Origin of the sequence: Mycobacterium sp. (genome assembly GCF_035274705.1) — a bacterium.
Lineage (GTDB): Bacteria > Actinomycetota > Actinomycetes > Mycobacteriales > Mycobacteriaceae > Mycobacterium.
The window spans coordinates 1-21,880 of record NZ_DATENY010000048.1; the positions used below are offsets into that span (position 1 = coordinate 1).

Genomic DNA, 21,880 nt, shown 5'->3' on the forward strand with positions numbered 1-21,880 from the left:
GCCATCGGCGCCGACAATTCCATCGCCGCCCTTGCCGCCTGCCCCGCCGATGCCCCACAAACCCGCGTTGCCGCCATTGCCACCGGCCTGGCCTGCAAGGCCGTCACCGCCGGCGCCGCCGTTACCGAAGAACAGGCCGCCATTGCCGCCGGCCTGGCCGGGGGCGCCGGCAGCGCCGTTCCCCCAGAGAAGGCCCGCATTCTCACCGGGCTCAGCGCCGTCGCTGACAAAAAACCGGAACACCTCGCCGGCCATCTGGAAAAGGTCCGGCGGTGCAGGGACGGCGGCAGCTGCCAGCGACGGGGTGATCGAGTCGCTCTGCCCGGACCCGATCAGCGGCCGAACCTTGTTGGCGCCGGGCACCACAGCAGTGGTTGGCGATGAGCCTGCAGTGCGGAAGACGGATATCACGCTGGACGCGGGATCCGCTGAACCGATGAGAAATGGCTTAAACGAAGGATCTTGCCCGGGCGTCACGGACCCGCCACCGCCAGGAGTGTTGGCTCCGCCGGCCACGACCAAGTCGACCACAGGGGCGGGCCCAACCGGCAGGTCGCCAATCGCGGCGGCGAGCAGCGTATTGGGCGTCGCATAGGCGGCTGGCTGCGACATCGGGACCTGATTCACAGGTCTCGCTAGCGTCTGCCCCGGCTGCACTACCCAGATGGCCGTGCTGGCGGCCGCGAGCGCACTGACGGCCGCGGCGGCCTTGATTTTCCGAATCTGGCTGTTCGGCTTGGCATGTTTGCTCATAGCAAAATCCACTTCCCCCCCGACAAAACTGTTCCGTCGGCCTGCAATTCAAATGCCACTGACAGGCACAGCAACATACTTGCATCCATCGTGGCAACTTCGCAATCGATCGGTTGAGTGTTTTTAGAATTATTTCGGACGCCCATGTCAAACTTCGCCCGAATGCGGGCGACATCGCCGACCGACTCACACAACTCTCCGGTCCCGCCGCGCCTTGGCCTCACGCCACGCAACCCGCAACCAAGCGTCACGTGACACCACATCTGGCGTTCGGCGAACGGGTCGCTCGCCGAAGTCGTTGCCTCCGCGTTCGGACGTACCGCGGCGCGGGGCGTTCAGCACACCGATAGCCAGAAAACGAACTGCACCAACGGGGAACCGACACCCGGCGATCGATTTCGCGCGATGACGGCGCTGCGGCCGGGGCGCTCGAAGAGGACGCACGGCGCCACGCTTGGCCGCAGGCCATCTCCTACATCGCTGAAGATCGCGGCGTCGCCCGACCGCCCATGGCTGACGCACATACCTTCACGCAGCTGATCGCCTTCGCCATGGCCAACACGCCGCAGAATGCGTGGCTACAGCCGAAGCCAGCGAATGATTCAAACGCCATTTTCGAAGTACTTCGCAAAACGCGATAATCGTCCGCAGCAATGTCGTGATGGCGCCCGACGAGCTCATTGGCTGAGAATGCGACCGCCGTGCGGCGGACATCGACACCGCAGGATCAACCTGTCGCTACAAACGTTTGCGCAAAGAGTCGGTGGTCATCGCCAACGGTTCCTTAAACGCCGCGCGGCGTTCATCGCGGGCCGCTCGACGCAGTAGAAGGACACCGTCGACACCAATAATGCGATCGCAAACACCAGTAGGATGTTTCCGACCGTTGCCGACACCGAGCCTATTCGCATCAGACCCCAGCGACCGAGCAATAGCATGATGGGAAAATGCCACAGCGCCAGCGAGAGCGACACCCGACCCAAGAAGCGCAACGGAGCAACGTCAAAACAATTTGCCAGCATCGAATTTCGTCCGCGGGCCGACGGGGCCACCACGATGAGTATCAACAACGCACCGAATAGCGCCAGCGCCGTGGTTTCGAACTGTCGCCTCAGGGTGAGAAACAGCAAGAAGAGGACGCCGGCCGGAATTATCGCCAGCGCACTGTATAAGCGGACACGTCGACTTAGGCGCTCCGTGAGCTCCCGGCGCTCCATCGCGACAACCACAACCGCCGCCAGCATCCCGAGGGCATAGTTATCGGCGTTGACCGGGAAACTCCGCAGGTAGACCGCTCCCCAGTTGGGACCCCAGTTGATGAGCCAAGGGTTCATCGTGTCGTAGTTGGCAATCAAAACGGGTGCCAGCAGCTTGCCCACGAATCCCATCACGAGCAGCGCAATGACCGCGTAAACGGCAAGCTTGTACGGTCGCACCGAAAATCGCTTACGTACCGCGAAGATGACCGCACAGAGCAATGGAAGGCACGGATAGAAGGCATACTCCATGCTCAACGACCACGAAGGATTCAGACCTGTTTGGAAATACTGGGGAATATAGGTTTGGGTGAGCGTCAAATTTGCGAGCAACTGCCCAGGATCAGTCATCTTGCCTGTGCCGCCGCCGCTTCCGAATGGGTACAACATCGGATTGTCGATGTACGCGGTTTGCAGCACATAATTCGTAATCAACAGAATGACAACGTATACGGGGAAAACCCTTGCAATGCGTTGCGCCGCGTAATATTTGGTACTCGGCAACTTCGGGGACGAAGATTCGGTCAATGCCCGAACATAGGGCAAGAACAACAAGAACCCACTGAGCACAAAGAAAAAGATCAGACTGACACCGACGAGCGCGGTGATATGGGCGGACAGGCTGGATTCGGCTGGATAGTAGTCGGCGACGTGTGCAATGAGGACTCCCACCGCCGCCAGGCCGCGGGCCCCATCCAGCCCTCGAATGCGAACCCGCGCGGGGGCGGCGGCACTGATGTCGGGTGACGGGACAGCTACTCGGCGTGCAGTTGCCATAGCACCACCCCCCGCAAATTCAACTCGCAAGACCTATTACAGGCTCACCTGCTAGCTTGCTTGGCAAAGCTAGTCGACCAGCAACCCGCATGCAAGAACATCGACGGTTGCTGCGCGAGTGTTACATCAGGTCGTTGGCGGGCACGTCGTCGCGGTGTTCGCGATACCACGCCACCGTGCGCTCCAGGCCTTCGTCGAGGCCGATGGCCGGCGCCCAGCCCAGCGCGCGCATCTTGGAGATGTCCGGGCAGCGGCGCTTCGTAGCGCCCGGCGGAGCCTCGCCGGGCCGGATGTCCAGGTCGACGCCGACGATCTTGCCGATGCGAAGGGCCAGCTCGCGAATGGTCATCTCCTCATCGCTGCCGATGTGGTAGATCTCGCGGTGCCCACCCTGCTCGTACATCGTCAGGATGCCTTCGACGCAGTCGTCGACGTAGCAGAACGAGCGCGTCTCGCTGCCGTCACCCTGGATCGGGAATGCAGGGTCATCGGCGTCCTGACACGCCAGCGCGCGCATGATGAATTGCGGCTCAACGTGCTTCCAGCCCATGTTCGGCCCGAAGATGTTGTGCGGCCGGAAGACCTGCACCTGCCGGTAGTGGTCGCGTCCGTAGTTGAACGCGATCAGCTCGCTGACGATCTTGCCGCCGCCGTAGGAGTACCGGGGGTTGAGACTGTCGGGCAGCATCAGCGGGACGGTCTCCGGTGTGGGGATGACCGACGGCGTCTGGTACACCTCGGCAGTGGAGGCCACGACCAGATCCGCCACGCCCACTTGCCGCGCGGCGTTGGTTACGGCCAGCGCGCCGAGCACGCCGACCTCGAGCACGAGTTCCGGTCTTGTGTAAAAGTTTTCGGTGCCGTTGACGGCCGCGAGGTGCATCACCACCTCGGCGCCCTTGAACGCGCGCACGAGCCCATCCTGATCGCGCATGTCGCAGGTGAAAAGCTCGACGTCGGAAGCGACCTCGGCGAACCGCCTGGCGTCGCCGCGCACCATCGTGTCGACAACCGCGACGTCCCATCCGTCGGCCACGAGGCGCTTCACCAGATACGAGCCAATGAACCCGGCACCACCGGTGACCACTACACGCTTACTCACCGGCAGGCACCCATCCGCTGCGACCGACCGCGAAATACGAATCACCGAGTTCGGACGCGGGCAAGTGGCTGAAGTGGTTCCAGTAGTCGAACACAAACCCGTCGGGGCTGATGAACTCGCTGATGGTGCGCGGCGAGATCTGACCGAGCGACGGGTGGTTGTTGGCGATCACCACCACGTGGGCCCCGCTGACTGCGTCACCGAACCGGTTGAACACCTGCTCGTCGGGAAACTCGCTCGCCAGCACCTCCGGCGAGGTCACCGGGTCGAACACGCCGATCTCGGCATTCGGGTGCGCCTTCTTGAGCGCGTCGAGCACCTTGATCGACATCGAGCCACGCAGATCGCTGGTCTCCGGCAGCCCTTTGAAGGCCATGCCCAGGATGTTGATCCTCACCGGTCCAGAGTCAGACGCTGCCAGGTTTCTCCTTTGAATCTCACTGGTGATGAAGCGGACCGTCTCCTCGGGCTGGCGCTCGTTCACCAGCCGGCCCGCCGATGTGATCTCCATGTCGATGCCGCGCGTGCGCGCGCTCTCCATCAGGATGTGGGGGTCCTTCTCCAGGCACGGCCCGCCGACCAGGCCCGGCAGCGGGATGTTTGTGCGGTTGTAGCCGAGCTTGCCCGCCGAGATCACCTCGTGTGCGCTGACGCCGAACGCGTCGCACACCCGGGCGACCTCGTTGGCGAACGCGAACTGCACATCGCGGAACGTGTTGCTGACCAACTTGATGATCTCGGCGGTCTCGATATCGGCCACCTGAACGATCGAAATCGTGAGCCTGCGAAATAACGCCGCGGCGCGATCCGCAACCGCCGGATTGTCGGCGCCGACAATTTGCGGCAATTCGCGCAATTCCTGCAGTGCCTTGCCTTCTAGGGTGCGTTCCGGGCACATCGCGATATCGAACTTCTTCCCGCTGGCGGCCAGGATCGGAGCCACCACATCACGCGTCGTGCCCACCTTCACGGTGGAGCGCAGGACCACCAACGCGCCGTCTCGCATGTTCTCGGCAATGTCGCGGGCGGCCGCCTCGATCATGTCGACGCGCGCGACGCCGTCGGGCGACAACGGCGTGCCGACGGTGATGATGTATGTGTCACAAGAGAAGTTGCCGTCGAACCGCTCGGCCGCCACCAACTTCTTGGACTTCGTCACGCCGGCAAGCGCGTCGGGCAGACCCGTTTCAGAGAAGTGCGGGATGCCCTGGTTGGTCATCTCGACCAGATCGGCCCGCTTCTCCACCCCGATGACCGTGTTGCCGGCTTCGGCCAGCACGGTGGCCAAGGTGAGCCCCACATAACCGAGTCCGACTATTCCGACATCGTAATTTGCTGGCCCAGCCATCATTCCTCAAGTTCTAGGGCGAAGGTGTTGCGACGACGAGTGTTCACGATACTTTGTCACCAACAAATTCGGGCAATGGGCGTGTGCTGTTCGGCGTGCCGCCTGGGTAGGCTTGAGATGTGCCGCTGCCTGCCGATCCGAACACCGCCCTGCAGACTTATGCCCACCCCGAACGCCTGGTAACCGCCGACTGGCTGTCGGCCAACCTGGGCCGGCCGGGGCTGGCCATCGTCGAGTCCGACGAGGACGTCCTCCTCTACGACACCGGCCACATTCCGGGCGCGGTGAAGATCGACTGGCACACCGACCTCAATGACCCGCATGTGCGCGACTACATCAACGGCGAGCAGTTCGCCGAACTGATGAACCGCAAGGGCATCGGCCGCGAGGACACCGTTGTCATCTACGGCGACAAGAGCAATTGGTGGGCGGCCTACGCGCTGTGGGTGTTCACCTTGTTCGGCCACCCCGACGTGCGTCTGCTCGACGGCGGACGCGACCTGTGGATCTCCGACGGCCGCGAGACCACGCTCGACGTGCCGAGCAAGCAGACCGTCGGCTATCCCGTCGTCGAACGCGACGACGCACCGATCCGCGCGTTCAAGGACGACGTGCTGACCATCCTCGGCGAGCAGCCGCTGATCGACGTGCGCTCACCGCAGGAGTACACCGGCGAGCGCACGCACATGCCCGACTACCCCGAGGAAGGCGCGCTGCGCGGCGGCCACATCCCCACCGCCCGCTCGATTCCGTGGGGCAAGGCCGCTCAGGAGAGCGGCCGCTTCCGCAGCCGGGCCGAACTCGATGAGCTGTACGGCTTCCTGACGCCCGACGACAAGACCGTCGTCTATTGCCGCATCGGCGAGCGGTCCAGCCACACCTGGTTCGTGCTGACCCATCTGCTGGGTAAGCCCGGCGTGCGCAACTACGACGGCTCGTGGACCGAGTGGGGCAATGCTGTGCGAGTGCCCGTCGCCGTCGGGTCCGAACCGGGTGGAGCGCCAGGCTCCTCATGAGTTCCGCTTCCCGCCTGCCGGCTCCCTTAGCCGAGGTGGTGTCGGACTTCGCCGACGTGGCCGGGCAGGACAAACTGCAGCTGCTGCTGGAGTTCGCCAACGAGCTGCCTCCGCTTCCGGCCGAACTCGAAGAGGCCGCAATGGAGCCGGTGCCCGAATGCCAGTCGCCGCTGTTCCTTCATGTCGACGCCGCCGACCGGGACAAGGTGCGGCTGTACTTTTCCGCACCGGCCGAGGCGCCGACAACACGTGGTTTTGCGTCGATCCTGGCGGCGGGCCTCGACAGGCAGCCTGCCGCTGACATCCTCGCGGTGCCCGACGATTTCTACACCGAGCTCGGTCTGGCGGCCTTGATCAGCCCGCTGCGATTGCGGGGCATGTCGGCGATGTTGGCGCGGATCAAGCGACGGCTGCGGGGCGAGTAGAACGCTACTCGTCGGTATGCGACCTCCGCTCGGCGTGCTCAGATGAGCGCCCCTTAAACTGCCGGGGATACATTCTTAAAGACGTTTCTTAGAGAACATGCCGAAAGGGTGCGCAGTGGCTAGTCACGCCAGCTCAAAGATCTCCAAGGTGCTCGTCGCCAACCGTGGGGAGATCGCGGTCCGGGTGATCCGGGCGGCCAAGGATGCCGGGCTGTCGAGCGTGGCGGTGTACGCCGAACCCGACGCCGACGCGCCACACGTGAAGCTCGCCGACGAGGCGTTTGCGCTCGGAGGCCAGACCTCGGCGGAGTCCTACCTCGACTTTTCCAAGCTGCTCGACGCGGCGAATAAATCCGGCGCCAATGCGATCCACCCTGGCTACGGATTCCTTTCGGAGAACGCCGATTTCGCGCAGGCGGTCATCGACGCCGGCCTCATCTGGATCGGCCCGAGCCCACAGTCGATCCGCGACCTCGGCGACAAGGTGACCGCACGCCACATCGCTGCGCGCGCGCAGGCGCCGCTGGTGCCCGGCACTCCGGACCCGGTCAAGAACGCCGACGAGGTCGTCGCGTTCGCGCAGGAATACGGCCTGCCGATCGCGATCAAGGCGGCGTTCGGCGGCGGTGGCCGCGGCATGAAGGTCGCCCGCAACATGGAGGAGATCCCCGAGTTGTTCGACTCGGCGGTGCGCGAGGCCACCTCGGCTTTCGGCCGCGGCGAATGCTTCGTCGAGCGCTACCTCGACAAGCCCCGCCACGTCGAGGCCCAGGTCATCGCCGACCAACACGGCAATGTCGTGGTCGCCGGCACCCGCGACTGCTCGCTGCAGCGCCGCTACCAGAAGCTCGTCGAGGAGGCGCCCGCGCCGTTCCTGACCGACGCGCAGCGCAAGGAGATCCACGAGTCGGCCAAGCGCATCTGCAAGGAGGCGCACTACTACGGCGCAGGCACCGTCGAGTATCTGGTCGGCCAGGACGGGCTGATCTCCTTCCTCGAGGTCAACACCCGCCTCCAAGTCGAGCACCCCGTTACCGAGGAGACCGCGGGCATCGACCTGGTGGGCCAGCAGTTCAAGATCGCCAACGGCGAAAAGCTTGACATCACAGAGGATCCCGAGCCGCGTGGCCACGCGATCGAATTCCGGATCAACGGCGAGGACGCCGGCCGCGGCTTCCTGCCCGCCCCCGGCCCGGTGTCGCTGTTCCACCCGCCGAGCGGCCCCGGTGTGCGGATGGATGCCGGCGTCGAGACCGGTTCGGTGATCGGCGGCCAGTTCGACTCGATGCTGGCCAAGCTGATCGTCTACGGCGCCACCCGCGACGAGGCGCTGGCTCGTTCCCGCCGCGCGCTGGACGAGTTCAAGGTCGAGGGCCTGGCTACGGTCATCCCGTTCCACCGCGCGATCGTGTCGGACCCGGCGTTCATCGGTGACGGCGAAGGATTTTCGGTGCACACCCGGTGGATCGAGACCGAGTGGGACAACACCGTCGAGCCGTTCACCGGCGGCGACCCGATCGAAGAAGAAGACACCATCCCCCGGCAGACCGTCGTCGTCGAGGTCGGCGGCCGCCGTCTCGAGGTGTCGCTGCCAGGCGACCTCGCCATCGGCAACGGCGGCGCCCCCGCGGGTGGCGGCAATGTCGTTCGCAAGAAGCCCAAACCGCGCAAGCGGGGCGCGCACGCCGGCGCGGCCGCCTCTGGTGATGCCGTGACGGCCCCGATGCAGGGCACCGTCGTGAAGGTCGCCGTCGAGGAGGGCCAGGAGGTGTCCGCGGGCGATCTCGTGGTGGTCCTGGAGGCGATGAAGATGGAGAACCCCGTCACCGCGCACAAGGACGGCACGATCACCGGCCTTGCCGTCGAAGCGGGCGCAGCCATCACTCAGGGCACGGTGCTCGCCGAGATCAAGTAGGCAAGGCCCTGGAGAGCCCTTCTGGAACCCACAGAAATCAACGCCGGTGCGTGGTATCTGCGCGCGCTCCGGCAGGACGAACTGATCGACGACCGGCCGGCGCTGGCCGCTCTCGGCGAAATCGACCCGCATTACGTCACGCGATGCAGCGCGCTGTGGGCGCACGATGCCGGGTACAGCTGGGCGGTCTGCGAACCGACCACCGGCGAGATGCTGGCCGAGGTGACGATCGACCCTGCGACCGCGACCGTGCGCACGCGGGCCCGTGACGGCCATACGGACGCGGCTGCTATCGCCGAACAATCGGTGCGCCGGTTCGCCACGGCCGTGCTCGGCCTGACGTTGGCACCTTAGACGCTAAGATTGCGGCCGACAGTCAGTCGACCGCGGCTTCACCAGTGTTAAGCAGCAGCGCAGGTGATTTCCGACATCGCCCGTCACGGGTGACGGAAACACCGGGCGCGGTCATGCGGGCACAGGAAGCTGACGGACATGGTGGCAGGTAGGCGAGCCGATCTCGGTGCCTTCGTGCATCCGGCGCTGTTCTACAGCTCCGAACAGGAGTATTTGGACGGCCTGGTGCCGTTCATCGCCAACGCCCTTGCCGACGAGCAGCCGGTGCTGGTGGCCGTTCCGGGACCCAATCTTGCGCTGCTGCGCGACGCGCTCGGCACCGATGCCGACGAGATCACGATGGCCGATATGACCCAGGCCGGTCGCAACCCCGGTCGCATCCTCGGCGGAGTCCTGAGCGCCTTCGCGGGCAAGTACCCGCAGAAATCTCCGCAGATGATCGGCGAACCGATCTGGGCAAGCCGCTCCGACGTCGAGTACCCCGCATGCGTGCAACACGAGGCGCTCATCAACAACGCCTTCGCCGGGCGTGACCTGGCAGTGCTGTGCCCATACGACGAATCGCAACTCGACGCCGGTTGGGTCGCCGACGCGCGGTTGACCCACCCCGAGCTGTGGCAGGGTTCGGCAAGACAAGACAGCCCCGATTACGCACCCGACAAGGTGTGGGCCCACTACAACCAACCCCTGATCCGAAGGGACGGCGCGGTCACCTACCGAGCGCGCACCCTGGCCGATCTTTCGGACCTGCGGGCGTTCGTAGCCGCGTATGCCCAGTGGTTCGACCTGTCACCGCACACCGTTGTGGACCTGCAGGTCGTGGTCACCGAGCTGGCGACGAGCAGCCTGCAGCACACCGTCGGAGGGTGCCGGCTCGCACTGTGGCATCACGACGGCCATCTCGTATGCGAGGCGCGAGACGGCGGCTATATCGACGACCCGCTGGCCGGACGTCGCGGATATGACAACGACACCGCCCGCGGCAGGTGCCTGTTCGTGATCAACGCGGTCGCCGATCTGGTGCGCGTTCACACCGACCGCGACGGCACGACAGTCCACACATATCTTCGGGTGGATCGGGCCGCATGACGCAAGCGCATGGTGTCGTCGGCTCGGCAGGCGGACTTGTTCCCCGTGCGCATGCCGCGTGGGGCTACCGCGACCGAGCCGAATTCCGTATGCGTGCGGCCGAATACGCCGTCGACGGTCAGCAACATGGCCAGCGCGTCGAATATCTGGACGTGACGCCCACTGCCGGTCACTTCGTATTCGAACCTGATCACGGCGTGGTCGACGCCGAGAAATCCGTGGCCAAACTCGTCGAGGCCGCCGAAGCCGCTATTGCCAACGGCTACACCGGCTATCGCGCCGTCGTCGACGTCACGCCGATGGCTCGCACGCCGCAACAACGCGAGGCGGTGGCCAGAATGGAGTTTCTCCTCGACCATCACACAGCGGTGCGTCCGTTCTCGGCGCTGTGCGGCTATGACATATCGCAATTGGGCGACGGCGCGCGTGAGCTGATCTGTCTGCACCCATTCGTCAGCAATGGCGAGGTGACGTTCCGGATCTACACGAACCCGAACGCCGGAGTGGAACTCGCACTGGCCGGCGAAATCGACGCCGCGAGCGAAGCCGTGTTCGCCACAGCGCTACGCCGGATATGGCCGAGCGACGCGGGCCGGACGGTGCGCATCGATGCAGCCGCCCTCGAGTTCGTCGGACACCAACAGCTGGCCGAACTCGACCGCGTGGCACTCGAGCGGGATCAGACGGTGCTGCTTCTCACCGATCAGCCGATTCCTACCCGACTGGCCGGCCTGCTCGACCTCCGAGCCACCCGCATCGTGCCGCTGACCCAGAGCTAGTCGACCGTATCGATGTCGGCACCCGACGCCAGGTCTGCGCAGTCGACGGCGACGACATCGGTTCGGCCGCGCAGAAACGGCCGCGCCCCCTCGTCGCCTCCAAGCCCGTCGAGCAGATGTGACCAGTGCCTGCGTGCAATGACGACGGGATGGCCGGGTCGGTCGCCGTAGCAGGCGCGCGCCACGCCAGACGATGAGCTGCGCGCCGCGTCGAGCACTCGGCGCACCACATCGGCGCTCACGTCAGGCGCGTCGACGGTGTGCAGTACGGCGTAGTCGGCGTGGATCGCGCGCAGACCGGCCCGCAGTGATGCGCTCAGCCCGTCCGCCCAGTCCGCCGCCACCACCACCCTGGCGGGCGTTGGTGCGTCGACGATCGCGGCGCCCAGCACCACTACGACGTCGCCGCAGCCGCCGTCTGCCAGTGCGGCGACACCTGCCCGTAGCCACCGGCCTTGGTCGGCAAGCACTTTCGGCATGCCATAGCGGGTCCCGGCTCCCGCGGCGAGCAGCACTCCGGCAGCGAGAATCCCATTCGCCATGCAAACAGTCTGAACCTGGCCGATTCTGAGACGATGCTTGGCCTCGACCGATTGCTCGACGTGTGCTCGTCGCCGATGTGGGCGCGGCGGGTGCTTGCCGGCGGCCCGTTTTGCGACGCCGACGAGCTGCTCGCACACGCCGACCGGGTGTTGGCTGAACTGCCGGAGGCCGAGATCGACGCGGCCCTCGCCGGCCATCCCCGCATCGGGGCGCCCGCCGGCGATCCATCATCCGCACGCGAGCAGGCGGGAGTGCGCGGCGCCACCGAACACGTCCGCCGCGAGTTGGCCCAGAAAAACCGGGCGTACGAAGACAAATTCGGCTATGTGTACCTGGTGTGCGCGAGCGGCCACTCGGCCGAGGAACTGCTGGCCATCTTGACCGACCGGCTGGACAACGACCCCGAAACCGAGCGACGCGTCATGCGCACCGAGCTGGAGAAGATCAATCGGCTTCGCCTGCAACGGCTGCTGTCAGAGGAGGGCGCGATGGCGCAGATCAGCACCCACGTTCTCGACGCGGTAACCGGACGCCCCGCCATCGGTGTGCCCGTCGCATTGACCGGCACCGACGGCGCGTTGTTGGCCGAAGCGAGCACCGACAGCGACGGCAGGATCAGCGACCTGCACGCCGGCGAGCTGTCCGGCATCTACCGACTACGCTTCGACACCGCAGCGTATTTTGCCGCCCAGAACATCGCCGGCTTCTATCCGGAAATCGTTATTGCCTTCGAAATCACCGACGGCACAGGCAGATATCACGTACCCGTACTGCTGTCGCCATACGCCTATTCGACCTATCGAGGGAGCTGAACGTGTCGGGCATCATTCTCGGAAATACTCAGTACGGCAAGGCCGAGAACCGGGTGGTGCGGATCTACCGCGACACTCCCCGCCACGAGATTCGTGACCTCAACGTATCGACTTGCCTGCGAGGCGATTTCGACGCCGCGTATTTGACCGGTGATCAGTCCAATGTGCTGCCCACTGATTCCCAGAAACAGACGGTGTACGCCTACGCCAAGGAAAAGGGTCTGACCTCGATCGAGGAGTACGGCCTCGAACTGGCCCGCCACTTCGTCCGCGATGTCGGGCCCGTCCGCGCCGCGCGCATCGAAATCGACGAATTCGCTTGGCAGCGAGTCGTTGTCGACGGTGTCGAGCATGACCACACCTGGACCCGCACGGGCCAGGAGGTGCGCACCGCGGCGGTCACTGTCGACGGGGATGGCGAGTGGGTGGTCGGCGGCCTGAAGGATCTGGTGATCCTCAAGTCCACAGGCTCGGAGTTCTCAGGATTCCTGACGGATCGCTACACCGTGCTCGAACCCACCCACGATCGGGTGATGGCCACGTCGTTGGTGGCGCAGTGGCGGTTCGGCAGCCCGGAAACGGACTGGGACGGCGTGTACGCGGGCGTGCGGAATCAACTGGTGACTCAGTTCGCTCATGTGCACTCGCTGGCCCTGCAGCAAACGCTGTACGAAATGGGCAAGGCCGTGCTGAAGCAGTACCCGCAGATTGCGGAAGTGCGACTGTCGGCGCCGAACAAACACCATTTCCGCTACGACCTGTCGCGATTCGACGTGGAAAACGACAACGAAGTGTTCCATGCCGACGACCGGCCCTACGGCTTGATCCAGACCGCCGTGACCCGCGAGGACGCGCCCGATGCTGGACCCGCGTGGGAAAGCCAGCGCGGTTGGCTGACCTGAGGGTTTTCGTCTGAAAATCCGTCGCGATGGATTGCCGAAGGGCCGCCATTGGGCGTATGGTTCTGATCAGGTTGAGTTCACAGCCAGCTGGAAACGTCATCGACGTGCAGGGGCGAACTCCCGCCCTGCCGCGAAGGCTTTGAAGACGCAGGGCCTGTTTTTTGACGTGAACCACAGTACGAAATCGCGTATTCCGACTGATGGAGTCACAATGTCTACCGTTACTCACGCTCAACCGGCTTCGCCGGAGTCCCTAATCGAACGGACCGCCTGCCACACGGCCCATTTCGCGACCCGGTGGCTCAAGCCATCGACGGCTGTGATCACCGCACACGGTGAGCTCGACGCAGCAAACGCGCAGCAGTTTGTCGACTACACGCTGCGCCATGCTCCCCATACCGAGCGCCTGGTGCTGGACCTGACCGGTGTCGACTTCTTCGGCACCTCAGGCTTTTCGGCCCTGCACACCGTCAACGCGCGGTGCGCGGGCCAGGAGATCCAGTGGGCCCTGGTGCCCAGCCGGGCGGTCACCCGCCTGCTTCGCATCTGCGATCCCGATTCGGCCCTGCCGATCAGCGACAGCGTCGACGTGGCGCTGTCAGCCGTACAGGGCGAGCCGCGCCGGCTATTGCAGCTGGTCGCGAAGTCGCGCTAGGGACTTCGCGAGCAGCCGCGAAACGTGCATCTGCGAGATGCCGACCCGCTCGGCGATCTGCGTCTGCGTCAGCGACTCGAAGAACCGCAGTAGCAGTACGGTCCGCTCCCGCTCAGGCAACGCAGCGAGCAAGGGCCGCAACGCTTCTCGGTTCTCGATCTGGTCGAGACCGAGGTCTATGTCGCCGAGCGTGTCGGCAATCGCGGGTGCGTCATCCGTGCCGCTACCACCACTGTCGATAGACAGCGTGTTGTAGGAGCTGCCGGCGACCAGACCCTCGATCACCTCGTCGCGGTCCATGTCGAGCTCCGCAGCGAGTTCGGATGCGGTGGGCGCGCGCCCCAGCCGTTGGGAGAGATCGGCGGTCGCGGCACCCAAGCGCAGATGCAGTTCCTTGAGCCGGCGCGGCACCTTGACCGACCAGCTGTTGTCGCGGAAATGGCGGCGGACCTCGCCCATGATGGTCGGCACGGCGAACGACACGAAATCCGATCCGGCGTCGACGTCGAACCGGATGACCGCATTCACCAGACCAACCCGGGCCACCTGCACCAGATCGTCGCGCGGCTCGCCGCGCCCGTCGAACCTGCGGGCGATGTGATCGGCCAGCGGAAGGCACCGCTCGACGATGCGGTCACGCTGGCGCTGAAACTGCCCCGAGTCTTCCGGCAGATCCTTGAGCTCGCGGAACATCTCGGCGACATCCGCGTACTCAGAGTTCTGTCGTGATGACGAACCCTGGGATGACGACGGCGTCACCGCAACGAACTCGCTCGCCTCGTTGTCATCGAAATCCCGAAGACCCGACCCTCCTCGACGGCCTGCCCGTCGGAGAAGGTTCGCACCTCATCGGTCAGCGAGCTCAACACATGCCAGCTGAAACTGCCGGGCGCCAGAATGTCAGGGCTCTTGCATGTCGTGGACGCGTCGATGACCACCGCGTCCTCCCTCGGGTCGACCACAAGCAGCAGGGTGGAGTCGGGTACGGCCGACCGGATCAGCCGGGTACACGCTTCGTCCACGGCCAGCCGCAGATCGGCGACGGCGTCGAAGTCGAGGTCCTCGAACGTGCCGACCGCGCCAACCAGCGTGCGCACCACGGCAAGGTTTTCCAGCCTTGCGGCAACTCGGAATTCGACCGACCGGGCGCCTCGCAGCTGGCCGTTATTCGTGTTCGCGACGTCGGCCATGTGACCTCCCGGAAAGTTCTGTGCGAGATTACCCCGGGCCGACCCCCAGCTAACCACCGGAGCTCCGATAACCGGTGAGCGAAGACGTGTGGCAACGAGTTGCGCCGGGTAATCCCTCGACATGGAGAAGATACCGCCGCGCGACGAGGTCGACGACGCCCAAACCCGGTCGTTGCGCCGAATATTGATCACGGTCGGCCTCGTGCTGGCCGTGCTGGTTCTTGTCGCGGTCGCGATCTACGCCGGGGCGTTCATCATTCTCGCGCCAATGATGCAGTGACTCCGACGATGACGATAGAAACGACGCCGCGGCTGCAGATCTGCTTTTGCCCATCGTCCACATGCAGTACCCCGCGGTGGCCGGGCACCAAACATGCGACTTCGTCGTAGCGTCTTCCGCAGGCCCGGGATACGCCGGGTGCGCCCCTGCAGCGCATCCGCGACTTGGTGATTCCGCCGGCATGGCGGTGCGTGTGGATCTGCACGTACGCCAACGGTCACATCCAGGCCGTCGGCACCGACTGCGCGGGCCGACGCCAGTACCTGTACCACCAGAGGTGGCAGGAGGAGCGCAACGAGGAGAAGTTCGACCGTGTGCTGGAAATGTCCTCGGCGCTGCCCGAGACCCCGAGGTGGTTCGGTCCGTTCGCGCGCCGCTCCGCCGCCGCGGCCGTAACGAGCGACTCCTGGTGTGCCGCAATGGTTCTAGTTGGACCGACATTCACGCCGAGGATCTCAACGTGCGATTCAAGGAACTGGTCGGTCCGGAGTATTCCGTCAAGGATCTGCGCACCCGGCACGGCACGGTGCCGGCGGCCGCAGCGCGCCTACAGCCGCACTCGATCACCAACACCCGGCCTTTTCGCCAGTTCAAGCAGTCTGCGTGCCTCAGGATCTGCGTTCAACGCGCCTTTGTCCGGGCCGCCGACAATGACTAGTTCGGTTTTGGGCATCAGCGGCAGCGCACGCACCACAACGTTGAACCCGTTGCGCGGCACCAACCTTCCGATGCTCACGATGCAATGGCGCTTCCCGTGCGGAGCTTTGGGTCCGTCGGAGGTGAACTGGTCGAGGTTCACTCCGCAAGGCACGACCGAAGTGCGGGCTCGAGACCGTCCCATCCGCGCCAACTCGAACACCTCCTCGGTGCACGTGGCGGCGGACGACCTCGTCCGTATCGGATCCGAGCAGGTCAGGCTGCGTTCCGGCTTCACCCGTCATTCAGCGGTGCTGACGTCGGACCAGTGAGCGACGCGTTTAGGTCCGAGGCGGCCTGGGAACCCATCCATTGCGCGGGGAGATTTCCCTCGTGCGGCTCGAAAGGGCTCCCAAGCTCAAGAAGTTGGGCATAGAACCGATCCACGCCAGTAGCGGAAAGGTAAGCATGACCGAGAAGAAGAGTGGCCCTGAAGAAGGCGTCAAGGGTGTTGTCGAGGACGTGAAGGGCAAGGCGAAAGAAGCGGTCGGCACCGTCACAGGCCGTGACGACCTAGTCCGTGAGGGTAAGGCTCAGCAGGACAAGGCCGACGCCCAGCAGGACGTTGCCAAGAAGGAAGCTCAGGCCGAATCGGCTCGTGCAGGAGCCGCGGCTGCCGAGAAGCGTCAAGAGGCGCAGCAGCGGCCGTCATAGGTGCACAGACAAAACGCCCCAACCGATCGGTTGGGGCGTTTTGCTCGGGCTGACGATCAACTACTCGGGCGCTGCCGCTGGGCGTCGGGATGCTCTGCTAGCCAACGCTCTTCGATGCGCCGGACGCGCATGTGCTCGACGAGCAGCCATCCGGCGCCGATGACGAATCCGGCGCCGGATAACGATGTCAGCGTCAGACCGACGTCATGGTGACCTGTGGCGAACGCCGCAAGGCAGCTCACGAACAGCACCAGTGCGATGCCTATGACGATCAGCCCCGGCATGATTTTGTTGTCCTTCATCGACTCGCCGGCGTGCGGCCGCGTCGTCCTCGCATGGTCGACAGGATCCTTCGGGCCTTTCATCGGTACTCCTCTCTCGGCATACCTCTGCGCGCCCTTACATGGGCTGATTTCCACGGTAGAACTACCCGAATGTCTTGTCGCGGAAACGAACGTCACTGGTAGGGCAGATTTGAAGCTGAGATCATCCGCCGAGCACCGTGGGCCCGGCAATCACCGGCATGCTCATCGTCAGCACCAACAGCATCAGCGTGAGCAAGAACCAGCCGGCGCCCTGCCACGCCCACCACGTTTCGTGGTTACGCCAGGTCTGATAGGTGCGGACGAACGCCCGAAGACCGCCGATCAGCAGGATGAGCGGCGCGCCGAGAGACAGCAATGCGCGCTGCGGAGTGCCGCAGGCAACCGTATCTGCCGTCGCGCCGTCACATGTGCTGACCCAGACCGCCGCCACGACCAGGAATGCGACGCCCAACACGGCCACCACCAGGCCAAACCGCACCGCCGCGCGGACGTTTGCGTCGTCTTGTTTCAAGTCATTCGGATTGTGATACACGGACACGTACTCGGATTCCCCTGTCGATGACGTCGTGGAGAATTCCCTGGCTTAGGCCACGGTAAACGTCAGGATTTGGCGCGCAGATGGGCGGTCAGCAGCAGCCTGTCGTACACGATGCGGGCGGGCAGTACCTCGTCGTAATGCAGTTCAAGGAAGTCCTTGACGATTTGCTCGGCGAGGGTCCGCAGCTTGGTGTTGGTCTCCTGGGAGCGCCACTTGAGCAGTTCGAACGCCGAATCCGCGTTGATCCGGTAGAGCAGCATCAGCATGCCTTTGGCCTGCTCGATGCCTCCCCGTGCCTCGGCTATTTCGGCGACGGCCTCGCTGACCATCTCATCGTGAACGCCCCGCATCGACGGTGTCACATCGACGTAGAAGCCATGGGTGCCGATCACGGTGCCGGCGGAGTCGAATAGCTGATCGCCGACGACCACCACGTGATGCACCTCGCCGTGGGTGTCGACGATTCGGTGGCGGGTCGAAAAGGCGCCGGAGGTGCGGCGGATCTCCTCGATCGTGGCGGCCACCTGACCGTAGTCGTCGGGATGCTTGTGCGACAGCACCAGATCGGTGGTCGGATGCACCGTTCCGGGTTCGTAGCCATGCATGCGCTCGACCTGAGGCGACCACTCCCAGCGTTGGTCGGCGAAATAGAACCGGAACCAACCGACGCGCTGGGGCTCACCACCCGCGAGGGCATGGTCGACAGGTGTTTGCCCCTCGACGTCGGCCCGCTCACCGGTCATGAATTGCAGATTATCCCGTCGATCTGTGACCGGCATCGTTACGTTTGCCCTGCTTCGCAATCTGGACAACGATTGAGTTGGTGGACCTCTACACGGTCGAGACGGTCAGCGCGCCGAGGCGCCGCGACGAGCTGTGGCCGCTGGGCGCCGGCGACGCTGTGCTGGCAGGCGGCACGTGGCTGTTTTCCGAGCCGCAACCGCATATTCGTCGGCTGGTGGATATCACCGCGCTGGGCTGGCCACCAATTGTGCTGGACGACAGCGGGATCGAGCTGGCCGCCACCTGTACCGTCGCGGAGGTTTCGCGCCTGTCGGCGGGCTTGGCTGCCGACTGGGTTGCCGCGCCGCTGCTGCATCAGTGCTGCACCGCGCTGCTGGCGTCGTTCAAGATCCTGGGCAGTGCGACCGTTGGCGGCAACATCTGCCTGTCGTTCCCTGCGGGGTCGATGATTTCGCTGGTTTCGGCCTTGGGCGGACGCGTAACGGTGTGGCGTGCCGACGGCAGCGAATATCAATTGCCGGTCACCGAATTCGTCACCGGCATGTCCAGCAATGTGCTGGCGGCCGGCGACGTAATGCGCTCGGTACACCTGCCCGCGGCGGCGATGCGGGGCCGCACGGCGTTTCGCAAATTGGCACCCGCGCCGTTGGGCAGGTCGGCCGTTGTGGTGATCGGCAGGCGCGATACCGCGGCCGATGGCGGCGGTTTCGTACTCTCGGTCACCGCGGCCACCGTACGGCCGTACGTGTTCGGCTTCCCGTCGCTGCCCGACGTCGACGTGGTGCGGTCCGGGGTCGCGACGATCCCCGACGAGGCGTGGACCCGCGATCCACATGGCGATCCCGACTGGCGGCGGGCGATGACGCTGCTGCTGGCCGAGCAGGTCCGCGCGGAGCTGGCATGAGCGTCACGGTCAACGGCAGCGCACTGCAGGGCGACCCTCGACCCGGGCAGTGTCTGCGCACGTTCCTGCGGGAGCATGGCCATTTCGAGGTCAAGAAGGGCTGCGACGCAGGCGATTGCGGGGCCTGCACGGTCTTGGTCGACGACGCTGCGGTGCATTCCTGCGTATTTCCCGCGCTCCGGGCCGTCGGCCACAGTGTCACGACCGTGTCGGGACTGGGCAGCCCAGACGATCTGCATCCGATGCAACGCCGGTTCGTCGAGGCCGGTGGATTCCAATGCGGCTTCTGCACGGCCGGAATGGTGACCACGGCGTCGACGCTGACGGCCGAGCAACTGGCCGACCTGCCGCAGCAGCTCAAGGGCAACCTGTGCCGATGTACGGGGTATCGGGCGATCGTGGATGCGCTCGATGGGAACGTGAACATCGAAAAGCCCGCGGGCGCAGGGCGATCCGTCGGTGCACCGGCCGGCGTCGCGGTGGTCACCGGCACCGAGCGATACACCATGGACGACGCGCCCGATGGGCTGCTGCATCTGGCGGTGCTGTCGAGTCCGCTGGCGCACGCTCGGATCGTGTCGATCGACACCGCCGCGGCGGAAGCGATTCCCGGAGTGCAGCTGGTGCTGACCCACCGCGACAGCCCCGGCGTCGCATTCTCCACTGGCCGCCACGAGAACCGCACCGACGATCCGGACGACACGTTTGTGCTGGATGACACGGTGCGGTTCGTCGGTCAGCGAGTGGCCGCCGTCGTCGCCGACAGCCTTGCGATCGCCGAAACGGCTTGCCGGGCAATCGCTGTGGAGTATTCCGAGTTGGCAGCGGTCTTCGATCCTGAGGTGGCACATCGTCCGGGTGCGCCGCTGGTCCATGACAGCAACGTGGTCGCGGAACTGCATGGCGAGGTGGGCTCTGTCGAGGCTGCAGTGGCAGCAGCCGAGGATGCTGGCGGTGACGTGGTGCGGGGACGGTGGAGCACGCAGCGGGTTCAGCATGCGCACCTGGAGACGCACGGCTGCACGGGTTGGCGAGATGAGCATGACCGCTTGGTGATTCGGACCAGCTCGCAGGTGCCATTTCTGGTGCGCGACGAGTTGTGCCACGTGTTCGGGCTGGACCGCTCGCAGGTGCATGTGTTCACCAAGCGGGTGGGAGGGGGGTTCGGCGCGAAACAGGAAATGCTTACCGAGGATCTGGTCGCGCTGGCCGTGCTGCAGCTGGGCCGCCCGGTCCGCTACGAGTTCAGCCGTTCCGACCAGTTCACGAAGGCGCCGTGCAGACATCCGTACCGGGTGGACGTGACCGTGGCAGCCGGCGCCGACGGTGTTCTCACAGCCTTGGCGATCGACGTGCTCTCGGATGCAGGCGCGTACGGAAACCACAGCCCGGGTGTGATGTTTCACGGTTGCGCCGAGTCCATGTCGATGTACCGCTGTGCGAACAAGCGGGTTGACGCGCAGGCGATCTACACCAACAACGTGCCGTCGGGCGCGTTCCGCGGGTACGGGCTCGGGCAGGTGATGTTCGCGATCGAATCGGCGCTCGACGAGCTGGCTCAGCGTCTGGGTGTGGACCCGTTCGAGCTGCGGCGGCGCAATGTCGTAGTGCCGGGCGATCCGTTTGTGGATTGGCAAGTGTGCGAAGACGATTTGACGTTCGGCAGCTACGGGCTCGACCAGTGCCTGGACCTGGCGCAGGCCGCGATGACACGCGGTAACGGGGTGACGGCGCCGGAGGGCTGGCATGTCGGTGAAGGGATGGCGATTGCGATGATCGCGACACTTCCGCCGGCCGGCCACTTCGCGGAAGCATCGATATCGTTGCGGCCCGACGGCGCATACGCGCTGTCAGTCGGCACGGCGGAGTTCGGCAACGGGACGACGACGGTGCACACGCAGCTGGTCGCGACGGAGCTCAACACCACGTCGGACCGTGTGGTTCTCAGTCAATCCGACACGGATGCAATCGGTTACGACACCGGCGCGTTCGGCTCTGCGGGCACGGTGGTGGCGGGACGCGCGGTGCTCGCGGCCTGCCGTGAATTGCGAGGGGCCATCGTGGCCGCGGCTTCCGAACTGACCGGTGTGCCTCCGCAGTCCTGCGTACTCGCGACTCACGGCGTTCAGTGCGATGACCGGTTCGTCGAATTCGCCGACCTGCCTGGGCCGCTGACGGGACACGGCCGCCACGACGGCACACCGCGGTCGGTGGCGTTCAACGTGCAGGCGTTCCGCGTCGCAGTGAACAGCGATACCGGCCAAGTGCAGATCCTTCAGTCGGTGCAGGCCGTCGACGCCGGCGTCGTGATGAACCCCGAGCAGTGTCGCGGCCAGGTGGAAGGCGGTGTGGCGCAGGGCATCGGATCGGCTCTTTACGAGGAGATGCACATCGGGCCGGACGGCACGGTGCTCACGCAGACGCTGCGCAACTATCACATCCCACAGCTCGCGGATGTCCCGGTGACGGAGGTGTATTTCGCCAACACTTACGACGAGCTGGGGCCGCTCGGCGCCAAGTCGATGAGCGAATCACCGTACAACCCAGTCGCTCCCGCGCTGGCCAACGCCATCGCCCGGGCCTGCGGCGCACGGATGTATCAGCTGCCGATGACACCGGCCCGGGTGTGGAGGGCGCTTCAGAATGGGGGTGGTTGGTAGTTGGCGGCGAGCCAGGCTTGTCGTTGGCGTTCTTCTTCGGCGATGAGTTCGGTGCGTTGGCGTCGTTCGGTGTTGATGCGGTCGTGGCGGTTTTGTTCGCGGGTTTGTTTGCGCCGCGGCATCATCACGTCGCGCCATGGGCTGGGTTCCTCGACGGTCGAT

The 21,880-nt window shown here is 65.0% G+C and carries 22 protein-coding genes and 5 pseudogenes; 15 read left to right on the top strand and 12 right to left on the bottom strand.

All coding sequences use genetic code 11. From position 1 onward, the window contains the following. The 4 genes and pseudogenes from VJV41_RS11765 to VJV41_RS11780 all read right to left on the bottom strand — a co-directional run. Positions 1-753: pseudogene (locus tag VJV41_RS11765) on the bottom strand (PGRS repeat-containing protein); the annotation flags it as partial. A 767-nt stretch (positions 754-1,520) separates the two neighbouring features. Further along, on the bottom strand, positions 1,521-2,786 hold the full coding sequence (locus tag VJV41_RS11770) for an acyltransferase (protein ID WP_325333835.1): 1,266 nt from the start codon (positions 2,784-2,786) through the stop codon (positions 1,521-1,523). A gap of 121 nt (positions 2,787-2,907) precedes the next feature. After that, positions 2,908-3,888: an NAD-dependent epimerase/dehydratase family protein gene (locus VJV41_RS11775; protein WP_325333836.1), complete on the bottom strand. Its 981-nt coding sequence runs from the start codon at positions 3,886-3,888 to the stop codon at positions 2,908-2,910. After that, a complete protein-coding gene (locus VJV41_RS11780) occupies positions 3,881-5,236 on the bottom strand; it encodes a nucleotide sugar dehydrogenase (RefSeq protein ID WP_325333838.1) in 1,356 nt (451 codons plus the stop codon). The genes VJV41_RS11775 and VJV41_RS11780 overlap by 8 nt, the downstream gene beginning before the upstream one ends. A 119-nt stretch (positions 5,237-5,355) precedes the next feature. Between VJV41_RS11780 and VJV41_RS11785 the strand changes: the two genes are divergently transcribed. The 6 genes from VJV41_RS11785 (at position 5,356) to VJV41_RS11810 (ending at position 10,814) form a co-directional block, all read left to right on the top strand. Then, on the top strand, positions 5,356-6,252 hold the full coding sequence (locus VJV41_RS11785) for a sulfurtransferase (protein WP_325333840.1): 897 nt from the start codon (positions 5,356-5,358) through the stop codon (positions 6,250-6,252). Then, positions 6,249-6,677, top strand: a complete 429-nt coding sequence (locus VJV41_RS11790) for a SufE family protein (protein ID WP_325333842.1) — start codon at positions 6,249-6,251, stop codon at positions 6,675-6,677. Before VJV41_RS11785 ends, VJV41_RS11790 begins: the two co-directional genes overlap by 4 nt. 115 nt (positions 6,678-6,792) lie before the next feature. After that, the gene (locus VJV41_RS11795) at positions 6,793-8,592 is read left to right on the top strand and encodes an acetyl/propionyl/methylcrotonyl-CoA carboxylase subunit alpha (protein WP_325333844.1); all 1,800 of its coding nucleotides are present in this window, start codon (positions 6,793-6,795) and stop codon (positions 8,590-8,592) included. A 21-nt stretch (positions 8,593-8,613) separates the two neighbouring features. Then, positions 8,614-8,946: a hypothetical protein gene (locus tag VJV41_RS11800; RefSeq protein WP_325333870.1), complete on the top strand. Its 333-nt coding sequence runs from the start codon at positions 8,614-8,616 to the stop codon at positions 8,944-8,946. A gap of 138 nt (positions 8,947-9,084) precedes the next feature. Then, the gene (locus tag VJV41_RS11805) at positions 9,085-10,035 is read left to right on the top strand and encodes a sensor histidine kinase (RefSeq protein WP_325333846.1); all 951 of its coding nucleotides are present in this window, start codon (positions 9,085-9,087) and stop codon (positions 10,033-10,035) included. Then, complete coding sequence (locus VJV41_RS11810) at positions 10,032-10,814, top strand: MEDS domain-containing protein (RefSeq protein WP_325333848.1); 783 nt, start codon at positions 10,032-10,034, stop codon at positions 10,812-10,814. Before VJV41_RS11805 ends, VJV41_RS11810 begins: the two co-directional genes overlap by 4 nt. Here the strand turns inward: VJV41_RS11810 and VJV41_RS11815 are convergent. Then, on the bottom strand, positions 10,811-11,356 hold the full coding sequence (locus VJV41_RS11815; protein ID WP_325333849.1) for a nucleotidyltransferase family protein: 546 nt from the start codon (positions 11,354-11,356) through the stop codon (positions 10,811-10,813). The genes VJV41_RS11810 and VJV41_RS11815 overlap by 4 nt on opposite strands. A gap of 33 nt (positions 11,357-11,389) precedes the next feature. Between VJV41_RS11815 and uraD the strand changes: the two are divergent. The 4 genes and pseudogenes from uraD to VJV41_RS11835 form a co-directional block, all read left to right on the top strand. Further along, positions 11,390-11,836 (top strand): annotated as a pseudogene (uraD, locus tag VJV41_RS11820) (2-oxo-4-hydroxy-4-carboxy-5-ureidoimidazoline decarboxylase); the annotation flags it as partial. Between the two features lie 9 nt (positions 11,837-11,845). Next, a complete protein-coding gene (gene uraH / locus VJV41_RS11825) occupies positions 11,846-12,169 on the top strand; it encodes a hydroxyisourate hydrolase (RefSeq protein ID WP_325333872.1) in 324 nt (107 codons plus the stop codon). A 2-nt stretch (positions 12,170-12,171) separates the two neighbouring features. Then, positions 12,172-13,071: a factor-independent urate hydroxylase gene (pucL, locus tag VJV41_RS11830; protein WP_325333851.1), complete on the top strand. Its 900-nt coding sequence runs from the start codon at positions 12,172-12,174 to the stop codon at positions 13,069-13,071. Between the two features lie 211 nt (positions 13,072-13,282). Continuing rightward, on the top strand, positions 13,283-13,726 hold the full coding sequence (locus VJV41_RS11835; RefSeq protein ID WP_325333853.1) for an STAS domain-containing protein: 444 nt from the start codon (positions 13,283-13,285) through the stop codon (positions 13,724-13,726). On the opposite strand, the gene VJV41_RS11840 is transcribed toward VJV41_RS11835, so the two are convergent. Together VJV41_RS11840 and VJV41_RS11845 are read right to left on the bottom strand one after the other, a co-directional pair. Then, positions 13,697-14,419, bottom strand: coding sequence for an RNA polymerase sigma factor SigF (locus VJV41_RS11840; protein ID WP_414684940.1), 723 nt, complete (start codon positions 14,417-14,419; stop codon positions 13,697-13,699). The two genes, VJV41_RS11835 and VJV41_RS11840, sit on opposite strands and share 30 nt — an antisense overlap. Positions 14,420-14,481: 62 nt before the next feature. After that, positions 14,482-14,916, bottom strand: a complete 435-nt coding sequence (locus VJV41_RS11845) for an ATP-binding protein (RefSeq protein ID WP_325333857.1) — start codon at positions 14,914-14,916, stop codon at positions 14,482-14,484. Positions 14,917-15,037: 121 nt separating this feature from the next. On the opposite strand from VJV41_RS11845, the gene VJV41_RS11850 reads away from it, so the two are divergent. Further along, positions 15,038-15,196 (top strand): hypothetical protein, encoded by a 159-nt coding sequence (locus VJV41_RS11850; RefSeq protein ID WP_325333858.1) that lies wholly within the window; start codon positions 15,038-15,040, stop codon positions 15,194-15,196. A gap of 93 nt (positions 15,197-15,289) precedes the next feature. Next, positions 15,290-15,740, top strand: a pseudogene (locus VJV41_RS11855) (hypothetical protein); the annotation flags it as partial. Between the two features lie 6 nt (positions 15,741-15,746). On the opposite strand, the pseudogene VJV41_RS11860 reads toward VJV41_RS11855, so the two are convergent. Then, positions 15,747-16,076, bottom strand: a pseudogene (locus VJV41_RS11860) (glycosyltransferase family 1 protein); the annotation flags it as partial. A gap of 224 nt (positions 16,077-16,300) precedes the next feature. Between VJV41_RS11860 and VJV41_RS11865 the strand changes: the two are divergent. Further along, positions 16,301-16,546 carry a CsbD family protein gene (locus VJV41_RS11865; RefSeq protein WP_325333859.1) on the top strand — a complete coding sequence of 82 codons (246 nt, stop codon included), beginning with the start codon at positions 16,301-16,303 and terminating at the stop codon, positions 16,544-16,546. 56 nt (positions 16,547-16,602) lie between these two features. On the opposite strand, the gene usfY is transcribed toward VJV41_RS11865, so the two are convergent. The 3 genes from usfY to VJV41_RS11880 all read right to left on the bottom strand — a co-directional run bounded on the left by usfY (position 16,603) and on the right by VJV41_RS11880 (position 18,153). Continuing rightward, a complete protein-coding gene (gene usfY / locus VJV41_RS11870; protein WP_325333860.1) occupies positions 16,603-16,911 on the bottom strand; it encodes a protein UsfY in 309 nt (102 codons plus the stop codon). Between the two features lie 121 nt (positions 16,912-17,032). Further along, complete coding sequence (locus VJV41_RS11875; protein WP_414684939.1) at positions 17,033-17,383, bottom strand: hypothetical protein; 351 nt, start codon at positions 17,381-17,383, stop codon at positions 17,033-17,035. A gap of 89 nt (positions 17,384-17,472) precedes the next feature. Then, on the bottom strand, positions 17,473-18,153 hold the full coding sequence (locus VJV41_RS11880; RefSeq protein WP_325333864.1) for a PAS and ANTAR domain-containing protein: 681 nt from the start codon (positions 18,151-18,153) through the stop codon (positions 17,473-17,475). Positions 18,154-18,233: 80 nt separating this feature from the next. On the opposite strand from VJV41_RS11880, the gene VJV41_RS11885 reads away from it, so the two are divergent. Together VJV41_RS11885 and VJV41_RS11890 are read left to right on the top strand one after the other, a co-directional pair. Then, the gene (locus tag VJV41_RS11885) at positions 18,234-19,058 is read left to right on the top strand and encodes an FAD binding domain-containing protein (protein WP_325333866.1); all 825 of its coding nucleotides are present in this window, start codon (positions 18,234-18,236) and stop codon (positions 19,056-19,058) included. Next, positions 19,055-21,718, top strand: a complete 2,664-nt coding sequence (locus VJV41_RS11890; RefSeq protein ID WP_325333868.1) for a molybdopterin-dependent oxidoreductase — start codon at positions 19,055-19,057, stop codon at positions 21,716-21,718. Before VJV41_RS11885 ends, VJV41_RS11890 begins: the two co-directional genes overlap by 4 nt. Here the strand turns inward: VJV41_RS11890 and VJV41_RS11895 are convergent. After that, positions 21,697-21,880, bottom strand: a pseudogene (locus VJV41_RS11895) (HNH endonuclease); the annotation flags it as partial. The gene VJV41_RS11890 and the pseudogene VJV41_RS11895 sit on opposite strands and share 22 nt — an antisense overlap.